Genomic DNA, 21,046 nt, shown 5'->3' with positions numbered 1-21,046 from the left:
ATGGACGAAAAAAAGAAACTGATCAACTGGACCGCAGGGATCTCCACGGTGATCGTGGCCCTGCTCATCATCATCGTGGTCATGGAGCCCCGGGGGAACGGCGTGTCCCGGGCGGCGGCTTCCAGGGCCATCGCCCTTACTCTTGCGGGTGAGGACGCAGTCCGTGCAGAAGGTCCGGAGACTTCCTTTTTTCCGGGAGAGCTGCAGGACCAATGGTATGTGAAATATATGGATTATCTCTATGCCAAGGGATATCTGGATCCGGAAACGTGCTACCCTTCGGAGGGAAGCGCCGTTTCGGCCGTTACCTATGGGGAGCTGTCCGGCTGGGTGACCGCGGCCAAAGGGGAGGGGGAACCCTCTCTTGCGGGATATGTGACAGAGGCAGCGGGGAAAAAGGCTGGAAAGGCCGTGGATAAAGCGGAGTTCTGGGAATTTTATGATGCGTTCCGGGCCTTTGCAGATCCGGATGGGAATGTAAAGGAGATCGAAACAGATCTTTACGGGACCCCGGGGAATGTGGACGGGGCGTCCCCCTGGACGGCCTACACAAAGGATGGAAAGTTCCTGTTTGAAGGGCTTTCTTTGGATTCCTATATTGATAAGACCATAAAGCTCCTGGTGCGGGAGGATGGGATCATAAAGGTCCAGGGTGTGGTCTCCGATGAGATCGTATATGAAAACGCCTGGATATCCGGATTTTCCGGCAATACAGTGACGGTGTTCATTGGAAATATCCAGCGGGAATTTCCTGTAAGGGGAGTCCTTAAGAATGAAGAGGAGATTTCCGGCCAGATCGGGGATCTGTATCTGAAAAACGGAAAGCCCAGCCGCCTGGTACTGAAAAAGGAGACCATCACCGGGACTGTCCTTTCGGTGAGGGAGGATGAGATCGAGATCGAGGGCTACGGCACCGTGCCCCTGTCAGAGGACTTTAAGATCTACCGTACCTACGGCGTTTTAAAGGAGCAGAAGAAATCGGATATCCTGGTGGGCTATCATATGCAGACCTTTGTGGTGGCCGGCGATGAGATCTGCGCGGCCCTGACGACAGAGAAGCCGGAGATCGATAATATCCGCGTTCTTCTGATGACAACAAATTTCAAGTCCCTGTTCCATCCGGAGATCACCCTGGTCTGCGATTCCATGGCTGTACTGGAATATGGGGATGAAAAGGATAAAAAGACCCAGTCTGTGGCGGCTGGAGAGCCGGTGACCATTTCTGCTGGAGATTCACGGCTGGAAAGCGGCCGTATGGTATTCCGGTCCGCCAATGAAGGCGGCATGATCACCGTCAGGAATATTGAGCGGAGTCAGGGAACTCCGGTGTATCCGGGCCATATGGAGATCACCGGGGAGGAGGAGGGCCTCCTTCTTCTGAACGAGGTAGATCTTGAGGAATATCTGAAGCGGGTGGTGCCCAGCGAGATGCCCTATACGTATGAGCTGGAGGCTTTAAAGGCCCAGGCCGTCTGCGCAAGGACCTATGCCTGGAGGCAGATCCGGGGAAGCTCGTATTCAGAATACGGCGCCCATGTGGACGACAGCACCAGCTTCCAGGTGTATAATAATACCTCCGTTTTTGACACCACTGACGCGGCTGTCAATGAGACCTTCGGCCAGATGGCTGCCTACGATGGGGAGCCCATCGACGCCCTTTACTATTCCACCTCCTGCGGCCACGGCACCGACGGGACCGTGTGGGGAAACGACGGTTCGGCGACACCGTATTTAAAGGCGGTCTCCATCAATGAAAAGAGGAAGCCCATGGACCTTACCTCCAACGAGGCCTTTGGAGCATTCATAAAAAATATGGATGTGGAGGCATACGATTCAGAATTTGCCATGTTCCGGTGGAACGCAAAGACGGACAGCCAGATCCTGGCAGAAAAGATCGGCGGAGTCGGCCAGATCACGGGCCTTACGGTGACAGAACGGGGACCTGGAGGCGCGGCAAAGGCTCTGAAGGTCGTGGGCACAGAGGGCTCCAAGACTTTCACCGGCCAGAGCAAGGTGCGGAGCGTGCTGGGAAACACCAGGCTTGTCTTCAACCGGAAGGACGGCAGCACCTACACAGAGTGGGAGACCCTTCCCAGCGGGTTTATCTACATAGAAAACCAGGGGACCGATGAAAATGGCGTTACCGCCTTTACGATCTACGGCGGCGGCTACGGCCACGGAGCCGGCATGAGCCAGAACGGGGCCCAGGGGATGGCAAAGAAAGGAAAAAATTATAAGGAGATCCTGAAATTTTTCTATGACGGATGTGAGATCGTAGATATTGGAGATGTGGTGTAAAAAAGGGGAGCTGTGATACGCAGCTCCCTTTTTCTATCTCTTGATATCATAATTCATATTCATCAGATTCCGGATGGTGTCCACGTCGTCGGTGATGTTGGCGTCGCCGCGGATGGTGTGCTTGATGGCGCTGCTGGCCACGGCGAAATTGATCATGTCCATGGGCTTATAGTGGTGCATCATGGCGTAGATCAGGCCGCTGGCAAAGGCGTCGCCGCCTCCTACCCGGTCTAAAATGGTGAAGGTGAAAAGCTTGCTTTCAAAAGTATGGCCCTCGTACCACATAAACGCCTTGAGGCTGTTTTCGCTGCCGCTGTGGGCATAGCGCACATGACGGGCGATGCACCTCAGGTTGGGATACCGGTCAATGAAGGCCTGGAAGATCTCATCCTGCTGCTCGTAGCTGGGCTGGAAGGGGATCCCGTCCTTCACGTCTCCTTTGCTGTGATCCTCCTCATCCCGCCACAGGTGGTAAGGCTCAATGCCTAAAAGAACGTCCACATAGGGGAGGCACTGGGTACAGAAATCCCTGGCCTCATCCCAGGTCCACAGGGTGCTGCGGAAATTTCCGTCAAAGCTCACAGTAAGGCCCAGCTCTCTGGCTGTCTTTAAGCACTCCATGGTGAGCTTCCGGCAGTTGGGAGCCAGGGCCGGGGTGATGCCGCTTAAATGGAGCCAGGTAAAGTGCTCCAGAAGTCCCTTCAGATCAATGGTATCAAAATCAAATTCTGTGATGGCGCTGTTTTTCCGGTCATAAGTGACTTTACTGGCGCGGATCCCGTATCCTGTTTCCAGGTAATAGCTTCCCAGCCGGTGGGTAGGTGTCTGCTCCGGCGTGCTTAAGATCACAGGGGTGCAGTGGACGTCGTTGCTCCTTAACATACGGATGGCGCTCTTTCCCAGGCTGTTGTTGGGAACCACGGAGAAAAAGGTACTGTCCACGCCCAGGTTGGCCAGAGCCAGGGCAATATTTGCTTCGCTGCCGCCGTAGCTGGCCTCGAAGGTGGAGGTCATGCGGATCTTTTCATAATTGGGCGGCGTCAGCCGCAGCATGATCTCGCCGACGGTGATGAACTTTTCCGGGCTTTCCAGGCCAGTGAGCAGCGGATTGTAATGTTCCATAAAATCGTTCCTCCTTGGAATTAAAGGATAGTTCTATTCTAGTCCACTTCCGGACAGATTTCAATAAAAATTTAACGATCTTTTTTCCGGTCTGCTTCTTTTATCAGAGAGGGAGAGTTCTGCTCCAGATACTGCTCCAGCGTGTCCTTATCCACAAGCGCCGGGGTGACGCCCTGTCGGGTGATGGAAAAGCCGGCGGCACAGGAGGCGATCCGGCAGGAAGCTTCCATGGAGAACCCATAGAGCAGGTAGGAAACCAGGGCGCTGATGAAGGCGTCGGCGGCTCCCGTATTGTCTACGGACCGGAAATCGGCGGCTTCAATGTGACAGGCAGTTTCCTTACCGAAGATCCAGCAGCCTCCGGCTCCCAGGGTGACGATGACAGTCTTTATCCCATGGGAAAGAAGCCTGGCGGCCTTTTCTTTTATGGAGCCCTTTCCTGGGCAGATCATGGACAGCTCTTCGGCGTTGGGTACGGCCACATCGATATTTTTTAACAGCTCCTCTGGCAGGGGGCCGCAGGAGCTGGGCTTCAGCACGGTCATGAGGCCGTAGCGTTTTGCCATGGACGCGGCAGTCAGTACAGCCTCCATGGGGATCTCTGTCTGGATCAGGCAGCAGCAGGCTCCGTCAAAGAGCCGTTCAGCGGCTGTGATATCGCCGGGACAGACCTGGCTGTTGGCGCCTGAAAGGATGGAGATCATGGATTCCCCGTTTTTCTGGACAAAGATATAGGCCTGGCCCGTTTTTTGTCCGGGAGTCCGCAGAAGGCCGCTGCTGTCAATGCGGCAGTCCCGGACCGCCTGGTAGATGGAGTCGGAATCGGCGTCGCCGCCCACCCGGCCGATGACGGAGACGTGGTGGCCCAGCCTGGCCACGCCAACGGCCTGGTTCAGGCATTTTCCGCCGGGGTAGGTGGCTGAGTCCGAGGAGGTAACGGTCCGTCCGCTGTGGGGCAGGGCGTCAAAGGCCAGGTAGTTGTCCATGTTGACGCTCCCAATGGAAATGACCCTTTTTTTCTGGAGATCCCTGGGGACGCTTAAGGTGGTCTCTGTGTTTAACGGGAAGTCCGGGGAAAATTCCGGCATATGCTCCCATTTTTCGATCCGTGCCACCAGAAGCCTTGCAGCCTGGGAACCGAAGGCATCGAAGGGAACGGCCAGGGAGGAGAGGAAAGGAAGGTCTCCGCCGGAGCTGCCATCCCGGAGGGTCAGAAGGGACAGATCCTCAGGGATCTCATACTGGAGGTTCCGGGCTGTCTCATAAAACTTCAGGGCTTCCGCCTGGCTGAAGAATACAGCCGCCGTGAACAGTCCGTTCAGGATCCCGCTTACGGGAAGGCTTTTGGCATCGGGAAAGACCAGCTCCTGCCGGAAGGGGAGCTTTTCGTCAAACAGCCGTTTCCGGTAGCCCTGGAAAAATTCCCTGGCCAGGGAATCGTCTCCGGCCACACAGGCAATGGAGGCGTGACGTTTTTTTACAAGAAGTCCGGTGGCTGTATCCCCTATTTTTTCAAAATCCATATGAAATGCGCCCTTATAGGGGCCGATGACCACATAGGGGATCCCGGCCCGGTCCAGCTTTTCCCCCAGAAAAAGGCTGTCACTGGAGACAGGCTCCCAGATCACACCGTCCGTATGGGCCGCCGCCATGGCGGAGATATTTTTAAGCTCCGTATCCACCGAATCCCCGCTTTCCCGGAGGAGCAGCGAATATCCCAGGCTGGCAGCCTCTTTGAGGATGCTGGAGACGAGCCGTTTTCCGTGTTCAGTATTCTGAAAGATCACGCCCATGGTCAGCGTCCGGGTCGTGGGCGCGGCGGCAGATGCATAAGGGACATAGTTGTATTCCTTGGCCAGCTTTAAAACGTGCTCCCTGGTCCGGGCACTGATGCTGGCATCCTTTCCGTTCATGATCTTAGAGACCGTCGATACGGAAACTCCCGCCAGCAGGGCAAACTCTTTGATGGTCATTTTTTCCTCCCTGTATTAAAGAAACGATCTGGACCCTGGAGGCAGAGGAATGTCTGTCACCCCCCCCGGTATCCAGGCTGCTTTTAGGATATCACAAAAATACTGGAAGGGATACCCGGATCCGGAGAAAATGGTGAAAACACATAAAAAATCCAGAAAACTTGTGAAGAATTTGACAAAAATATGGATAAAAATGGGGAAAACAGCGGGATAAAGAGCAAATTCCACAATAGTGGTTGACAGAAAACTGGAAAACATATATTATCTGCTTAGGAAAAAGATTTCGGAAAATATTTTACCAAACGGGAGCGAGGCCTATGAAAATTTTAAATCTCGGTTCTTTAAACATTGACAAAACGTATTCGGTAAAGCGTTTTGTCCAGCCCAAGGAAACGATCCAGGCCCTGGATTATGAGGAATTCTGCGGCGGCAAGGGACTGAACCAGTCGGTGGCCCTGGCCAGGGCAGGCGCGGAGGTATACCATGCCGGAGCCGTGGGAGGGGATGGAAGGATTCTTCTGGACATGCTGAAGGAGGCCGGAGCCGATACGGGCTATGTGGAGACCCTGGACGGGGCCAGCGGCCATGCGGTGATCCAGATCGACGAGTCCGGACAGAACAATATCATCATCTGCGGCGGGACCAACCGGAAGATCACCAGAGAATACATATCCTCTGTGCTTGAGCATTTTGGAAAGGGCGATCTGATCCTTTTGCAGAATGAGATCTCCAACATTGACTTTGCCATGGAGGAGGCAAAAAAACGGGGACTCCAGGTGGCGTTTAACCCATCTCCGGCAGACGAGGGCGTGTTCCTCTGCAATCTGGAGCTGGTGGATTATTTTATCCTCAATGAGGTGGAGGGGCGGATCCTGGCAGGAACCGATTCCGAGGAACCGGCTCCGATCCTTAAGGCCCTGAGAGAAAAATATAAGAACGCAGCCTTTGTGCTGACCCTGGGCGACCAGGGGGCCTGGTACTGCGATCCAGAGGAGACGTCCTTCCAGGATATCTTCCGGGTGGAGGCCGTGGATACCACGGCGGCAGGCGATACGTTCTGCGGATATTTTATTGCCGGGATCGCCGGAGGCCTGGGCCATAAACAGGCTCTTTTACAGGCCAGCGCTGCGGCAGCCCTGGCTGTGACGAAAAAGGGAGCGGCCCCCAGTGTGCCGGAACGATCAGCAGTGGAAGCGTTCATTGGGGAACGCGTGTAGGATACGGGAGGAAAATATGGAAAAGAGACCATTTATCATTGACTGTGACACAGGAACCGACGACGCCATCGCCATTCTGGCAGCCCTTGGCTCTGATGCCATAAGGGTCCGGGCCCTGACCAGTGTCAACGGCAACGTAAACGAAAATTTCACATCCAGGAATAACCGGGATCTGGTGGGATACCTGGGCGCGGATGTGGAGGTGGCCCGGGGGGCGAAGATCCCGTTTTATCCCAGAGCCGGATATTATGATGCCACCCACGGCAGCGAAGGCCTTGGCGATGTGACCCTTCCGGCGGCAGAAAATGTTCCATTCACAAAGGAAACGGCTCCGGAGCTGATCCGGAGGATCGCAGAAGAGGAGGAAGGCCGCCTGGAGCTTCTGGTGGTGGGTCCCATGACCAACATTGCCATTGCCTTAAGCATGTATCCGGAGTTAAAGGAAAAGATCCGTCATATCTGGTTTATGGGCGGCGCTGCCCTCGGCGGAAATATGACGCCCACAGCGGAGTTCAATATCTGGGTGGATCCGGTGGCTGCAAAGCTGGTAATCGCTTCCGGGATCCCCATGACCATGGTTGGACTGGATGTGACCTTAAAGGCCGCCTTAAACCGGGAAGATGAGCAGGAGATCCGGAGCTTTGGAAATAAGGGAGCTGTCCTGGCCGCCGATATCCTGGATTATATGATAAGAAGATATGCAGACGGGGGCGAGGATGCCCTGATGCACGACGCTCTGGCTGCGGCTGCGGCCGTATGCCCCCAGTGCCTGGTCTGCCATGATTATTTCGTGGATGTGGAGTGCCAGGGCGAGTACACGGCCGGCCATACCATGGTAGACCGGCGTGGACGCACGGGGAAGAAGCCCAATGTTTCCGTGGCCATGGAGCTGGATCTTCCCGTATTCAAGCAGTGGCTCAAGGACTGCCTGAAGCAGTGTGGTTAAGCCATGGGGGCAAAAGCAGAAAAAAGAGAGATGTTCGTTACCTCTCCGCAGTTTTACAGGACCATCGTCCTTTTGTCCGTTCCCATCATTCTCCAGCAGCTTTTAAGGGTCAGCGTTGATACCCTGGACAGTATCATGCTGGGGCGGATCGATCAGGTACAGATGAGCGCTGTGTCCCAGGCCCAGCAGATCTTTTTCATTTTTTATACGGTGTGCAGCGGCTTTTCTGCCGGGTGCAGCGTACTGATCGCCCAGTACTGGGGCAGAAGGGATACGGAGAGCATCAAGACTCTGGTGGCCATCGGGGTCCGCAGCATCGCTGTTTTCGGCGTGCTGTTTTCGGCTGTGGTGATGATCTGGCCGGAACGGCTTTTAAGGATATACAGCAGCGATCCGGAGCTGATCCGTCTGGGAGTGCCGTATTTAAGGATCGCCTCCCTCATGTATCCGGTTTGCGCCGTCAGTACCATGATCTTTGCCTGCTGCCGGGGATTTGAGGAGATGAAGGTCTCCTTCACCACCAATGTGATCTCTTATCCGTTAAATGTATTTCTGGATTTCTGCCTGATCTTTGGAAATTTCGGAATGCCGGAGCTGGGGATCCGGGGAGCGGCTGTGGGAACCGTCATCGCCCGGGTGGTGGAGCTTCTGATCCTATGCCGGTTCCTGTTCCGGAAGGAAAAGAAGCTTTCCATGAAGCCCTCCGATCTGGGAAGAAGGGACCGGAGGCTCCTTGGGGATTTTTGGAAGGTGGGCCTTCCCATCGTGTTCCATGAGCTGATCTGGTCCACGGGAACCACGGCGGGAAGCTCTATCACAGGCCAGATGGGAACCACCATCGTGGCCGGGTACAACATTGCCAACGTGTATTATCAGTTAATGGCCTGCGTGACCAACGCCATCCTCTATTCCTGCTCCACGACCATCGGAAAGACCATTGGCTCTGGGGCGTCTAAGGACAGGATCCAGAAGGAAGCGTACAGCATGGTGCTCATCGGCCTGGTCAGCGGGACTCTTATGGGACTCCTGACCCTGATGTTCGGCGGCCTGTTCACGCGGCTGTATGTGCTGACTCCGGATGCGGCGGCCTATGCCAGAAACTTTATGCTGGTGTTTGCGGCCATCTGGCCCTTCTCCGGTATGGAGATGACCGGCATGATCGCAGTGCTGAGAGCCGGAGGAGATGGGAAGATGGGACTGATCTGCGATATCTTCTCCATGTGGATGTTCACCATTCCCCTGGCGGCTGCCTGCGCCTTTGTGTTCCGGCTGTCTCCCTATCTGGTGGTATCCATCATCAAGTTCAACATTGCCATCGAGGCATTTGTGGGAATCTGGAGAATTCATACAAAAAAATGGATGCGAAATCTTACAAGATGATGTATAATGGCAGTATGAATAAAAAAGCAGAGAATCAAAGAAGAAAATTGTGCATTTTTAAGCGTATTTCTGATCGGACGAGCTCATGGTCTGATTAAAATAATTAAAATCTTTAACCAAGAAGAAGGAGGATTACAATGAGACTGAAAAGAGTATTAGGAGCAGTATTATCCGGCGCCATGGTCCTTTCCCTGGCTGCCTGCGGAGGCGGCGGAGACGCGGAGACCACAGCGGCATCCAAGGCTGAAGAGATCTCCAAGGAGGCTGCAAAGGAAACTGAGGCGGAGAAAAAGGATGACGCCAAAGAGACCGAAGCTGCCAAGGGCGGCGAGGAGATCAACAAGCGCATCGCTTACGTAGTAGGAAACTTAGGCGATAAGTCCTTCAACGATTCCGGCGAAGTGGGAATGAACGTTTTAAGAGAAAAGGGCTGGGACTGCAAGACCATCGAGGTTGGCGACCCGTCCAAGGCTGATAAATGGGAGGACATGATCTTAGACGTCATCGATGAGGGCTATTATTACATCGTGGCTTCCTCCACTTACACCGACATTATCTTAAAATTAGCCGAGGAGTATCCGGAGAACCGCTTCGTCATCTTCGACGATTCCAAGGATGAGTCCGAGATCCCGGAGAACGTGGCGTTTATCTTCTACGCACAGAACGAAGGCTCCTACATGGTTGGCCAGATGGCAGCCGGTATGACAGAGACAGGCGTGGTTGCCGTAAACGTTGGTATGGATAACCCGGTCATCGCAGACTTCGTAACAGGCTTTGTAAACGGCGTTCAGGATTATGATCCCGAGGTTAAGGTCATCAAGGCTTCCGTTGGTTCCTGGACCGATCCGGCCAAGATGAAAGAGCTTTGCTTAAGCCAGGCAAGAGACAAAAAGGCAGACGTATTCTATCAGGTAGCCGGCGGTTCCGGCGGCGGACTGTTCGAGGCATGTAAGGAGCTTGGAACATGGGCCATCGGCGTTGACTCCGACCAGTACGCATACTATAAAGATTCCGAGAACCCGGAACTGGCAGACGTGATCTTAACTTCCATGTTAAAGAACGTAGGCGACTCTTTCGTAGCATTCTTTGAGGATGTGGAAAACGGAGAGGATGTATGGGGCAAGTTAAACCGTCTTGGCTTAAAGGAAAAATCCGTTGGCTATGTGGACAATGAATTCTTCCAGCAGAACGTTCCCCAGGAGATCCGTGACAAGATGGCTGAGGCTCAGGAGAAGATCCTTGCCGGCGAGATCACTGTAAAATCCTATTATGATTTTGCCAACGAGGCAGAGTACCAGCAGCTTCTGGATTCCGTGGCTCCATAACTGAAAAAAATTAATTTTTGGTCAGCAGGATTGTCCGTTCGATCCTGCTGATCCCATATAGGAGGAAGATGGGTATGGCCAAGGAAATACTTAGAATGGAAGACGTTACCAAAATCTATGACAATGGTTTTGTGGCCAACAAAAACGTCACGTTCTGGCTTCATGAGAGCGAGATCCTGGCTCTTGTGGGAGAAAACGGCGCCGGAAAGACGACGCTGATGAAGGTACTGTTCGGACTGGAAACGCCCCAGACCGGAAAAGTGTATATGGATGGGAAAGAGGTAAAGATCCTCAATACCCTGGACGCCATTGAAAAGGGGATCGGTATGGTCCACCAGCATTTTATGCTGATCCCGTCCCTGACGGTGGCAGAAAATGTGGTTCTGGGCGTGGAGCCCATGAAGAACGGCCTTTTTGACTTTAAAAAGGCAGTGGAAATGACGGAAGAGGTGGCGAAAAAATATAACTTTAATATTGATCCCATGGCCAGGGTCAGCGATCTTTCCGTCGGCCAGATGCAGAAGATCGAGATCATGAAGGTGCTCATCAAGGGCGCCAAGATCATTATCATGGACGAGCCCACGGCAGTTTTAACGCCCCAGGAGACAGAGGAGCTGTTTGAGCAGCTGATCCTCTTAAGAAACAGCGGCCATTCCATCATCTTTATTTCCCATAAGCTGGAAGAGGTGAAACGGATCTGTACCCGCGTTACTGTGCTGCGCCACGGCTATTGCCTGGGAAGCTATGACTTAAAGGATATGAGCGAGGCCGATATTTCGAGACTCATGGTGGGCCGCGACGTGGTCTTAAAGATCGAGAAGGAAGACCCCACAGTGGGAAAGACTGTGCTTAAGATCCGGAACCTGGTGAAGAACAGCGCATCCGGAAAGCGGGTGCTGGACGATGTTTCCTTTGATATCCATGAGGGCGAGGTCATCGGCATTGCCGGCGTGGAAGGAAACGGCCAGTCTGCCCTTTCCGACGTGCTGGCCGGGATGGAGAGCTTTTCCTCTGGGACTGTGGAGTTAAACGGCCATGACATCAAGGGAAAGAACGTCCATGAGATCCGCCAGATGGGCCTTGCCTATATCCCCGAGGACCGGATGCAGTATGGCTGCGCCGGAGATATGTCCATCCGGGACAACATCATCGCAGACCGGTATTTTAAAAAGGAATACAGAAACGGCCTGTTCATCAACCATAAGCATATCGACGAGATCGTGGACCAGTACATCAAGGATTTTGAGATCGCCTGCGACGACAAGAGAGAGCCGGTGCGTATGCTTTCCGGCGGAAATATCCAGAAGGTAGTCGTTGCCCGCGAGTTCACATCAGGCTCCAATTTCATCCTGGCCAACCAGCCGACCCGAGGCATCGACGTGGGCGCGGCCGAGATGATCCGAAAGACCATCGTTAAAAAATCCAGGGAAGAGGGAACGGCAACGCTTCTGATCTCTGCAGATCTGAACGAGGTGCTGGAGTGTTCTGACCGGCTTTTAGTCATGAGAAAGGGAAAGGTCGTGGCGGCATTCAGAAAAGCCAACGAGGTTTCCGAGGAAGAGCTGGGCGAGTACATGCTGGGGCTTAAGACCATGACCCCGGAGGAAATGGAGGGCCTGTTATGAATAAAACAAGCAGAGTAGAATTTACCGTTGAGCTGGTCCGGATCCTGACCGCCATTGCCATCGCCTATGCTGTGGCCCTGGTGACGCTGTTTGCAGTCAGTGACGATCCGGTCTATATTATCCAGCAGTTCGTGCTGGGACCGTTCTCATCTGTGAGAAGGGTAGGAAGTATCATTAACCTTGCGATCCCGTTTACCTTCACAGGACTTTGCTTCTGTTTCATGTATGCGGTGAACAAGTTCAATCTGGCCGGCGAGGGCATCTTCATGTTTGCCGGCTGTGTGATCTCCTGGGTTGCCATCAAGCTGGGAGAAAGCGTTCCTGCACCCGTTATGATCGGTCTTTTACTGGTCATCGGTGCGCTGACAGGTGTTGTGGTGTCTGCCCTTCCTGCATGGCTGGATTCCAAATTCAATGCCAATATCGTTGTTTCATCCTTAATGTTAAACAGCATCCTCATGTTCCTTTCCATCTATATCATGATGTATACCATGAGAGATACCACCATCGGTTCCCTGGGCTCCCTGCCCATCCCGGACAACGCCAAGCTTCCCCAGATCCTTGGCAAGTTCCGGATCCAGGCAGGTCTGGTGATCGCCCTGATCGCCGTGATCCTGGTGGCTGTGCTGTTCTACAAGATGGTATTCGGATATAAGATGAGAGTCGTAGGAAGCAATCCCTGGTTTGCCAAGGCCTGCGGTATCAATATGACGGCAACCATCATCTGCGCCCAGCTTTTCGGCGGCGCTCTGGCCGGCCTGGGCGGTACCTGTGAGATCCTTGGAAACTATGACCGCTATAACTGGGTCGCTACCACCCAGCATGGCTTTGACGGCCTGATGGTGGCGGTCTTAGCCAGAAAGAACCCGCTCCTGGTGCCTGTGGCAGCCTGCCTGCTGGCGTATATCCGTATCGGTGCGGACGTGGTAAACTCCAAGGGAGATATCCCCATCGAATTCATCACCGTGATCCAGGGTATCGTTATCCTGATGGTGGCGGCAGAGGAATTCATGGGAAGATATAAGAAGAAACTGATCTATAAGGCCGCAGAAGAGGAACTGGCTGCCAAGGAAAAGGCAGAAAAGGAATCGGCCGCCTCAAAGGGAAAGGAGGAGTAATCAATGCTGACACTGGACTGGATCGGTAATTTTGGATACTCTGTTTTAAGGCTGTCAACTCCCCTGATCTTTGCAGGCATGGCAGCAGTTATCAGTAAGAAGGCCGGAATGATGAACATGGCCCTGGAAGGTATGATGCTCTGTGCGGCCCTGGGCGGCGTTGTGTTTGCGGGAATGACCGGAAACGTATGGATCGGCCTTTTGGGCGCTGTGGTGATCGGAGTCCTGGTGGGCGCCGTCATCGCCTTCTCCAGCCTGTCAGGAAAGACGGACCTTTATCTGACGTGTATTGCTGTGAACCTGGCGGCCACAGGAGGTACGGTCTTTGTTATGTACCTGCTGACAGGAGAAAAGGCTACCACCTCCGCAGCCATCAAGGCGTACACACTTCCGACGGTGGTGCTTCCGCTGATCAATAAGATCCCGCTGATCGGCCCCATGCTTTCGGGACATAATGTTCTTACATACCTGGCTTTCATTTCGATCTTTGCCGTTTGGTTCTTCCTTACAAGGACAAGACTGGGCTTACGGCTCCGGGCTGTGGGCGAGAACGCCAGGGCGGCCGCATCTGTCGGCATCAATGTAAAGAGGATCGGATACGTTTCCTTCCTGATCTCCGGCGTGCTCTGCGGCTTCGGCGGTGCGTTCATGTCCATGGGCTGGGTAAGCTTCTTTATGAAGAACATGGTCAATGGACGAGGCTATATCGGACTTTCTGCCTGTAATATCGCAGGCGGCGATCCCCTGGGAGCAGGTATTGCAGCCGTATTCTTCGGACTCAGTGACGCAGCGGCCACCAGCTTAAAGAGCCAGACCAGCTTCCCCACGGAGTTCCTGGAGATGATCCCCTACGCAGCCACCATCATCGCACTTATGGTATTTGGTATGCTGCGCATGAACCGCCAGAGAAAGATCGAGAAGGGCAGCCAGAAGTAGCATAAGGAGAAAGATTATGGATACAAAACGGAAAGTGATCATTGACTGCGATCCAGGGATCGACGATATGTTCGCCCTGATCCTGTGCATCCGCCATCTGGATGTGCGGGGGATCGTGGCAGTGGGCGGCAACACGGGACTGGAGTATACCCAGAGGAACGCCAGGTTCGCCACAGAGCTGACCGGGCGTCCGGATATCCCGGTGTATGCAGGATACGATATGCCCATGTTGAACCAGCTTGTGCGGGCCACAGAGGTCCACGGAAGCGGCGGCATCGGGGATATTGAGATCCGGGAGCCAGAAAAAAAGCTGGAAAAGGAGCACGGAGCCGATTTCCTGATCCGTACCTTTATGGAAAACGACGATATCTCGCTGATCACCTTAGGGCCGCTGACCAATGTGGCCCAGGCGATCTTAAAGGAGCCGGAATTAAAAAAGCGGATCCCGGAGATCCTCTGTATGGGCGGCTCCGCCACCAGCGGCAACGCCACTCCTGCTGCGGAGTTTAATATCCTGGTGGACCCGGAGGCTGCAAAGATCGTCTTTGAGTCGGGGATCCCCATTAAAATGGCAGGGCTGAACCTGACGCGTCAGAACCATATGGACATGGCAGATGTGGAGCAGTTAAGGGCCATCGGCGGCACGGTGGGAGACTTTGCCGCAGATATCCTGGAGTTTTCTGTGAAAAATTCTGATTTTACCTCCATCTGCGACGCCTGTGCAGTGGCCTGGTGGGTGGATGACCAGGTGATCACAAAGAGCATCCGGACCCAGGTGGACGTGGAAACAAAGGGCGAGTTCACAAGGGGCATGACCGTCTGCGACTGGCGTGATTTTATGGGCACAGATCCGGAGCAGGAGATCTCCAGGGAAAAATGCTGGAATAAATACAAGACCTCCGGCAACGTGGAAGTGGCCATGGAATTTGACCAGAAGCGGTTCCGGGAAGTGCTGTTTGATACAGTAAGATCGTATAAAGAAATGAACTAGCTGAGAAACAGGGCCGGGAGCCGGTTTCAGGCCATAGGGCCTGTACGGCCCCGGCCTCTTTTTATAAGGAGAATCATATGCGTACAAAGATCAATCATGTGACGGTGGTCACCATGGACGAACAGTTTCATGTTTATGAAAACGGATATGTGGTCCTGGAAGGGAACACGATCCTGGAGACAGGAGAGGGGGAGGGGCCGGCAGACGCGGACGGGACAGTGGACGGAAAAAACGGGATCCTGATGCCGGGGATGATCAATACCCACTGCCATATCCCCATGATCCCCTTCCGGTCCCTGGGAGACGACTGTCCGGACCGGCTGAGGCGGTTTTTATTCCCGCTGGAGCTGGAGGCCATGAACCGGGAGCTGATCGGCCAGAGCACCCGGTACGGCGTCTGCGAGCTTCTGCTTTCCGGCGTTACCTCGGTGCTGGATATGTATTATTTTGAAGATCAGGTGGCGGCAGCCTGTGAAGAAATGGGGATCCGGGCGTATGTGGGACAGACCATTATCGATATGGAGACGTGTGACAGTAAAAATACAGACCAGTCCCTGGCCATGTGTGAGGAGCTGATACGGAAGTGGAAGGGCCATGAACGGATCCGGCCTGTGGTGGCTCCCCATGCTACAAATACAAACCCGCCGGAGGTTTTAAAGGCAGCCTATGAGCTGGCGGAACGGTATGATGTTCCTTATACGCTTCATGTGAGCGAGATGGATTATGAGCTGGAAATGTTCCGGGAAAAATACGACCAGACGCCGGCCGAGTTCCTTTACGGACTGGGAGTCCTGGGAGAGAGGACCATCGCAGCCCACTGCATCCATATGACAGACCGGGATGTGGAGATCTTCCGGGAGACCGGGGCAAAGATCTCCCACTGCATCGGTTCTAATACGAAATCGGGGAAGGGAGTGTGTCCGCTCCGGGACCTTAAGGCGGCAGGAGTGGCCGTTGGCGTGGGGACTGACGGACCGTCCTCGGGGAATACCCTGGATCTGTTCCATCAGTTCCGGATGATCCCTGCGTTCCAGCGGACCCGGTATCATGACCGCAGCATTTTCACTGCCAGGGATGTGGTGGCCATGGGGACCATTGAGGGAGCCAGAGTCCTGGGGGCGGAAAAGGAGACTGGCTCCATTGAGCCTGGAAAGCGGGCGGACCTGACCCTGATCGAAACGGAGTCGGTCAACATGTTCCCGGTCTATGATCCCTATTCGGCCATCGTATACTCGGCAGATGCTTCCAACGTGGACAGTGTCTGGGTGGATGGCAGACAACTGGTAAAAGGCCACAGGCTGCGCTTTGCAGACCTTTCCGCAGAACGGAAGGCTCTGGACGGAATGATGAAGGAATTTAGGGAACAGTCTGTAAAGTATGCGGACATCCGGTAGCAGTTTTATCTGCCCCAGGGCCATGCGGCAGCCTAGCGGGCGCTTTTGGGGACTGGGAGCGGCGGAAGGAGCTCCGGCGGAAGGGAAGAGCCCTTGACAGAGACCACAATCCGGGATACCTGGTTGGCATATGTAATGGAATCCCGCAGGGAGAGGCCGTTGGTCAGGCAGCCGATGATGGCTCCCGCGTGGGCATCGCCGGCTCCGATGGTATCCTCCACATGATCGGCGGGAATGGACGGGATCAGATAGCTGGTCCCGTCTTTTTCTATGCAGTAAGCGCCTTTTTCTCCCAGAGTCACGATGACGGTATTTCCAGTGATGGAGTGCAGGTATGCGGCGGCGTCCTCATAGGACGTTTTCTGGCTCATGACCTCTGCCTCCAGGGCGTTGATGTGGAGGAACGGATGAAGGGCCAGCATCCGCTCTGTTTTCTTCGGATCCATGTTTCCTACCCTGGCCCCGGGGGCGTAGAAAAGCTCCAGGGACGGATGCTCCTCCAGATATTCAATGAGATTGATCCCGGTGGGCTCCTCGATCTCCAGGCCGCAGACGTAGGTGAGGCCGAAATCCTCTGCCGGATACGGCTCCATCCATTCCTTCTGGAAGGTATATTCTACTCCGTGATAGGACATGAAGGTCCTCTCCCCGCCGGCCTCCACCAGGCAGTAGCAGCAGCCGTTTTCTTTTTCCGGCACCCGGACGGCAATGGGGATCCCAGACTGGGTCATGAGCTTTGCCACATAGTCTCCGTAGGTGCCGCCGCCCACAGGCGTGATAAAGGTGTGCGGGGCGTTTAAGAGCCGTACCATATAGGCGGCGTTGAAGGCGCAGCCGCCGATGGCCATGGACTGGGAGGTGGGATGGATGTCCTCCTCGGTCTTTGGAAGATGATGGATATTGATGATGACGTCCACACAGGTGGAACCGATGATCAGAGCTGGTTTCATGGGATAATTCTCCTTTTCTGGCACAATGTCTGTTTCAGCCATATTATAGCATATGCTGTCTGGTTTTACTATGGATTTTGGAAGGGAAAGGGGCAGCGGAGGCTTTAAGAAAAACGTAAATGATCGTAAGCATATTTTTATAGAAGGAACAGGGACGGGAGCTTATAATGAAAGAAGAAGCAATGCGCCCATCTGGGGCGCGGCATAAGGATGCCCGGGAGACTGAGGGAACGGACAGGACCTGGGATATACAACATGGAAAGCGGGGGATGGATCATGAGAAGACAGAGGACAGGAAAAATGGCTCTGGGAGCGGGGCTGGCGTTTCTTATGGCCGTGTCTCTGACCGGCTGTGAGATGGACCGTATGGACCAGGAGGCAGCAGAAACGAAGGCTGAAGATCCGGCGGATGAAACGGAAACGGCAGAATCCGGAGATAACAGGACCGGGGAAATACCAGAAGAAACGTCCCGGGGGATCGAGGCCGGGGAGGCGGCAGAGCCGGAGGAGGCCTCTGGGCCGGACCAGGAGCCAGATCAGCCGCTGTTTGTGGAGACCCGGAGGAGCTATGACGGGGAATGGAAGGACCAGAGATGCCTGCTGAGGAGCCGCTGGGATGGGCTGTATGTTCCTGTGGACGGCTGGGATACATTGAAGGACGGCCTGGACCAGTATAATGCGGAGGTTTCCCAGGAGACGGGAGAACGTTTTAAGGAAAATCTTTCCCTGGTCAGGGAGGATCCCCCGGAGCCCGGACAGGAGTATTATATTGAGCGGGAGATACGGGTACAGCGGGCAGACAGCCGGATCGTCAGCTTCTGGGATATGGATTCTTCCTATGTGGGCGGCGCCCATGGAAGCTATTATGCCCATGGAGTAAATTTTGACCCGGCTTCGGGAAAGCGGCTGGCGCTTTCGGATGTGGTCACAGACCTGGAAGCAGTGTACCAGTATGTGAAGGAGGACGTGAAGAGCCGGGACGATGGAAGCCTTTATCCGGAATATGAGGAGACCCTGGAGGCCATGTTCCATAATGGATCCGGAGACGGGGGCCAGCTGGAATGGATCATGGACCATGAGGGGATCACCGTCGTATTTAACCCTTATGTTCTGGGGCCCTGGTCGGAAGGAAGCCTTGAGAGCCGGATGACGTTTGCGGACTGCCCGGACCTGCTCCTGGAAACGTACCAGGCCGGGGCGGGAGCAGCAGTGCAGCTTTCAGAGGGAGAACCCTTTTACGCCGACTGGGACCGGGACGGGGAAAAGGAGGAGTATATTTATACGGTACAGGTGGATGAGGAGACGTATACATCATCCATTACCCTGAGCCGGACAGGAGAGGGAGCAGAGACGGAGGCGGCAGGTCCCTGGGAGGCCGGGGGCTATGGGAGCCTCACGGACGTATGGCTTCTGGAAGCCGGGGATGGCCGCCCCTTCCTATGGCTCGAATTTTCCAGTGAGAATGATCTGAGGGCTCTGGAGGTGTTTGCGCTCCAGAATGAAAACGGGACGCTGACGCTTTGCCATGTGGGCTCTTCGGGAGATTCCATGTATGGGAGCTTCATCGGAGATCCGGGTCATTTTCTCCTGTACGACCGCATCGATCTTCTGGGAACGTATATGGCGTACCGCAGCTTCCGCATGGGTGAAGACGGGATGCCGGAGACGGACGGAACGGTTTACACGATCCCTGGAAATGGAGACCGGGGGCCGGTGCTGCGGGCCTCTGCGGAGATTCCGGTATGGATCGAAGGGAAAGAGGAACGGATCCCGGCGGGAACGGAGCTGGTATTAAGGGCCGCAGAGCTCCCGGATGAAACGGGGGCGGCCAGGGCAGAGGCAGAGCTTCCTGACGGAAGACACTGTGAGCTGCGGATCCAAAAGGACAGGGACCAGTACCGGTTCCGGATCGGCGGCATGGATGAATATGATTGTTTCGAGAGCCTGGGGTATGCAGGCTGAGGATGGAGCCGATTGTCCATTGACATTCCTGCCGGTTGCCATTACAATGGAGACAGGTTCAAAAAAATACCCGAACAGGAGGGGGATACCAATGAAATTTTTTATTGATACGGCCAATGTGGAGGAGATCCGGAAAGCCAACGATATGGGCGTGATCTGCGGAGTTACGACAAATCCGTCCCTGATCGCAAAAGAGGGAAAGGATTACGTGGAGACCTTAAAGGAGATCGCTTCCATCGTGGACGGTCCCATCAGCGGTGAGGTGAAGGCCACCACCACCGACGCAGAAGGAATGATCGCAGAGGGACGTGAGATCGCTAAGATCCACCCCAATATGGTGGTGAAGATCCCGATGACTGTGGAAGGCTTAAAAGCAACAAAGGTGCTGGCGTCTGAGGGGATCCAGGTCAATGTGACTCTGATCTTTTCTGCAAACCAGGCACTTCTGGCTGCCAGAGCCGGAGCTGCCTTCGTGTCGCCGTTCTTAGGCCGTCTGGACGATATTTCCCAGCCGGGCATCGACCTGATCGAGACGGTTTCTGAGATCTTTAACCTTCACAATATCCAGACAGAGATCATTGCCGCCAGCGTGCGCCATACGATGCATGTGACGGAGTGCGCTCTGGCCGGAGCCGATATCGCCACCGTTCCCTATAAGGTGATCGAGCAGATGACCCATCATCCGCTGACTGACCAGGGGATCGAAAAGTTCCGCAAGGACTATGAGGCTGTATTTGGGAAATAAGAAGGACATATCCGGAAAAAATACAATCGAATAAGAGATGGAGAGGACTGCGGGAGGCGTTTTCGCAGCACTCTCCTTTCTTTTGCGTTTTTTTGCCGGAAGAGAGACTGAGGGAGGATGTATATGGAGAAGAAAGATCAGAAGAGCAGGATCATGAGGCTGCTCGCACAGGTAGTTATCATTATGGCGGGGCTTTCCGTCTACGCCGCGGGCGTGGCGCTGTTCGTGCTGCCCATGGACATGATCGCCGCAGGGACCACGGGACTGGGTCTGGTGGCCCAGCATTACTGGGGGATCCCCCTTTCGATTTTTGTGGCTGGATTTAATATCCTGATGTTCGTAGTGGGCCTGGTGGAGCTGGGGAAGGAATTTGCCCTTTCCACATTGGTGGCTACGTTTTATTATCCTTTTGCACTGGAGCAGGCTACCCGCCTGGTGGGGGATATGGTCTTTACGGATGATCCCATCCTGTGCGCGGTTTTTTCCGGCGTTATGATCGGATTTGCCCTGGGCATCGTGATCCGGGCAGGTGCCTCCACCGGAGGCATGGATATCCCGCCGCTGGTACTGAAAAAGAGGTTCGGGATCCCGGTGTCTGTTACCATGTATGTGATGGATTTCATGGTACTTATCGCCCAGATGACCTTTGGAGACAGGGAGAGGATCCTGTACGGCCTGATCATGGTCATGACGTATACCATTATCCTGGATAAGGTACTGGTCATCGGCGTCCGCCAGACCCAGGCAAAGATCATCAGCGAGCGGTATGAGGAGATCAGCACGGCCATACAGGAAAAAATGGACCGGGGGACCACGCTCCTTTATATGGAAGGCGGTCATTCCGGAAAGCAGTCCAGAGCTATCCTTGTGGTGGTATCCGGAAGAGAGCTCCAGAAGCTGAACCGGATCGTCATGGACATCGACGACCAGGCGTTTATGATCGTAAGCCAGGTGGGAGAGGTCCGCGGCCGCGGATTTACGCTGACAAAAAAATATGAATAGGGAAAAGGGACCGGAAGTCTGGGTGCTCCGGGTCTGCTTAAGATGATTAACTAAAAAGGGGA

Annotated in this window: 16 protein-coding genes; 13 read left to right on the top strand and 3 right to left on the bottom strand. The window is 54.4% G+C overall.

Annotated elements, in window-relative coordinates; translation table 11 throughout:
* Positions 1-2,298, top strand: a complete 2,298-nt coding sequence (locus ACI6NM_RS04510; RefSeq protein WP_262428047.1) for a SpoIID/LytB domain-containing protein — start codon at positions 1-3, stop codon at positions 2,296-2,298.
* Positions 2,299-2,331: 33 nt separating this feature from the next.
* Here the strand turns inward: ACI6NM_RS04510 and ACI6NM_RS04505 are convergent, their stop codons facing one another.
* Both ACI6NM_RS04505 and ACI6NM_RS04500 read right to left on the bottom strand, forming a co-directional pair.
* Positions 2,332-3,420 carry a sugar kinase gene (locus ACI6NM_RS04505; protein ID WP_262428046.1) on the bottom strand — a complete coding sequence of 363 codons (1,089 nt, stop codon included), beginning with the start codon at positions 3,418-3,420 and terminating at the stop codon, positions 2,332-2,334.
* 71 nt (positions 3,421-3,491) lie between these two features.
* Positions 3,492-5,393: a PfkB family carbohydrate kinase gene (locus ACI6NM_RS04500; RefSeq protein ID WP_262428045.1), complete on the bottom strand. Its 1,902-nt coding sequence runs from the start codon at positions 5,391-5,393 to the stop codon at positions 3,492-3,494.
* Positions 5,394-5,710: 317 nt separating this feature from the next.
* On the opposite strand from ACI6NM_RS04500, the gene ACI6NM_RS04495 reads away from it, so the two are divergent.
* The 9 genes from ACI6NM_RS04495 to ACI6NM_RS04455 all read left to right on the top strand — a co-directional run bounded on the left by ACI6NM_RS04495 (position 5,711) and on the right by ACI6NM_RS04455 (position 16,325).
* A complete protein-coding gene (locus ACI6NM_RS04495) occupies positions 5,711-6,610 on the top strand; it encodes a ribokinase (protein ID WP_262428044.1) in 900 nt (299 codons plus the stop codon).
* Between the two features lie 16 nt (positions 6,611-6,626).
* The gene (locus tag ACI6NM_RS04490) at positions 6,627-7,556 is read left to right on the top strand and encodes a nucleoside hydrolase (protein WP_262428043.1); all 930 of its coding nucleotides are present in this window, start codon (positions 6,627-6,629) and stop codon (positions 7,554-7,556) included.
* 3 nt (positions 7,557-7,559) lie between these two features.
* Positions 7,560-8,936, top strand: coding sequence for an MATE family efflux transporter (locus ACI6NM_RS04485; RefSeq protein WP_262428042.1), 1,377 nt, complete (start codon positions 7,560-7,562; stop codon positions 8,934-8,936).
* A gap of 137 nt (positions 8,937-9,073) precedes the next feature.
* A complete protein-coding gene (locus ACI6NM_RS04480; RefSeq protein WP_262428041.1) occupies positions 9,074-10,261 on the top strand; it encodes a BMP family ABC transporter substrate-binding protein in 1,188 nt (395 codons plus the stop codon).
* Between the two features lie 95 nt (positions 10,262-10,356).
* Positions 10,357-11,886, top strand: a complete 1,530-nt coding sequence (locus ACI6NM_RS04475; protein WP_337425352.1) for an ABC transporter ATP-binding protein — start codon at positions 10,357-10,359, stop codon at positions 11,884-11,886.
* Complete coding sequence (locus tag ACI6NM_RS04470; protein WP_022274212.1) at positions 11,883-13,004, top strand: ABC transporter permease; 1,122 nt, start codon at positions 11,883-11,885, stop codon at positions 13,002-13,004. Before ACI6NM_RS04475 ends, ACI6NM_RS04470 begins: the two co-directional genes overlap by 4 nt.
* A 3-nt stretch (positions 13,005-13,007) precedes the next feature.
* Positions 13,008-13,940 (top strand): ABC transporter permease, encoded by a 933-nt coding sequence (locus tag ACI6NM_RS04465; protein ID WP_022274213.1) that lies wholly within the window; start codon positions 13,008-13,010, stop codon positions 13,938-13,940.
* A gap of 16 nt (positions 13,941-13,956) precedes the next feature.
* Complete coding sequence (locus ACI6NM_RS04460; RefSeq protein ID WP_262428040.1) at positions 13,957-14,931, top strand: nucleoside hydrolase; 975 nt, start codon at positions 13,957-13,959, stop codon at positions 14,929-14,931.
* Between the two features lie 77 nt (positions 14,932-15,008).
* Complete coding sequence (locus tag ACI6NM_RS04455) at positions 15,009-16,325, top strand: amidohydrolase (protein ID WP_262428039.1); 1,317 nt, start codon at positions 15,009-15,011, stop codon at positions 16,323-16,325.
* A 32-nt stretch (positions 16,326-16,357) separates the two neighbouring features.
* Here the strand turns inward: ACI6NM_RS04455 and ACI6NM_RS04450 are convergent, their stop codons facing one another.
* Positions 16,358-17,275, bottom strand: a complete 918-nt coding sequence (locus ACI6NM_RS04450; protein WP_262428038.1) for a carbohydrate kinase family protein — start codon at positions 17,273-17,275, stop codon at positions 16,358-16,360.
* Positions 17,276-17,551: 276 nt separating this feature from the next.
* On the opposite strand from ACI6NM_RS04450, the gene ACI6NM_RS04445 reads away from it, so the two are divergent.
* From ACI6NM_RS04445 to ACI6NM_RS04435, 3 genes are all read left to right on the top strand, one after another.
* Positions 17,552-19,237, top strand: a complete 1,686-nt coding sequence (locus tag ACI6NM_RS04445; protein WP_262428037.1) for a DUF3298 and DUF4163 domain-containing protein — start codon at positions 17,552-17,554, stop codon at positions 19,235-19,237.
* Between the two features lie 91 nt (positions 19,238-19,328).
* Positions 19,329-19,982, top strand: coding sequence for a fructose-6-phosphate aldolase (gene fsa, locus ACI6NM_RS04440; protein WP_158358515.1), 654 nt, complete (start codon positions 19,329-19,331; stop codon positions 19,980-19,982).
* A 123-nt stretch (positions 19,983-20,105) separates the two neighbouring features.
* Positions 20,106-20,984, top strand: coding sequence for a YitT family protein (locus ACI6NM_RS04435; RefSeq protein WP_262428036.1), 879 nt, complete (start codon positions 20,106-20,108; stop codon positions 20,982-20,984).
* The last annotated feature ends 62 nt before the right edge of the window (positions 20,985-21,046 follow it).

Source organism: Pilosibacter sp. YYHA0881 (genome assembly GCF_051602715.1).
In the GTDB taxonomy this organism is placed as follows: Bacteria; Bacillota; Clostridia; order Lachnospirales; family Lachnospiraceae; genus Alitiscatomonas; species Alitiscatomonas aceti.
Note: the sequence above shows the minus strand (reverse complement) of the source record. Positions and strands in the feature narration are given on the sequence as shown.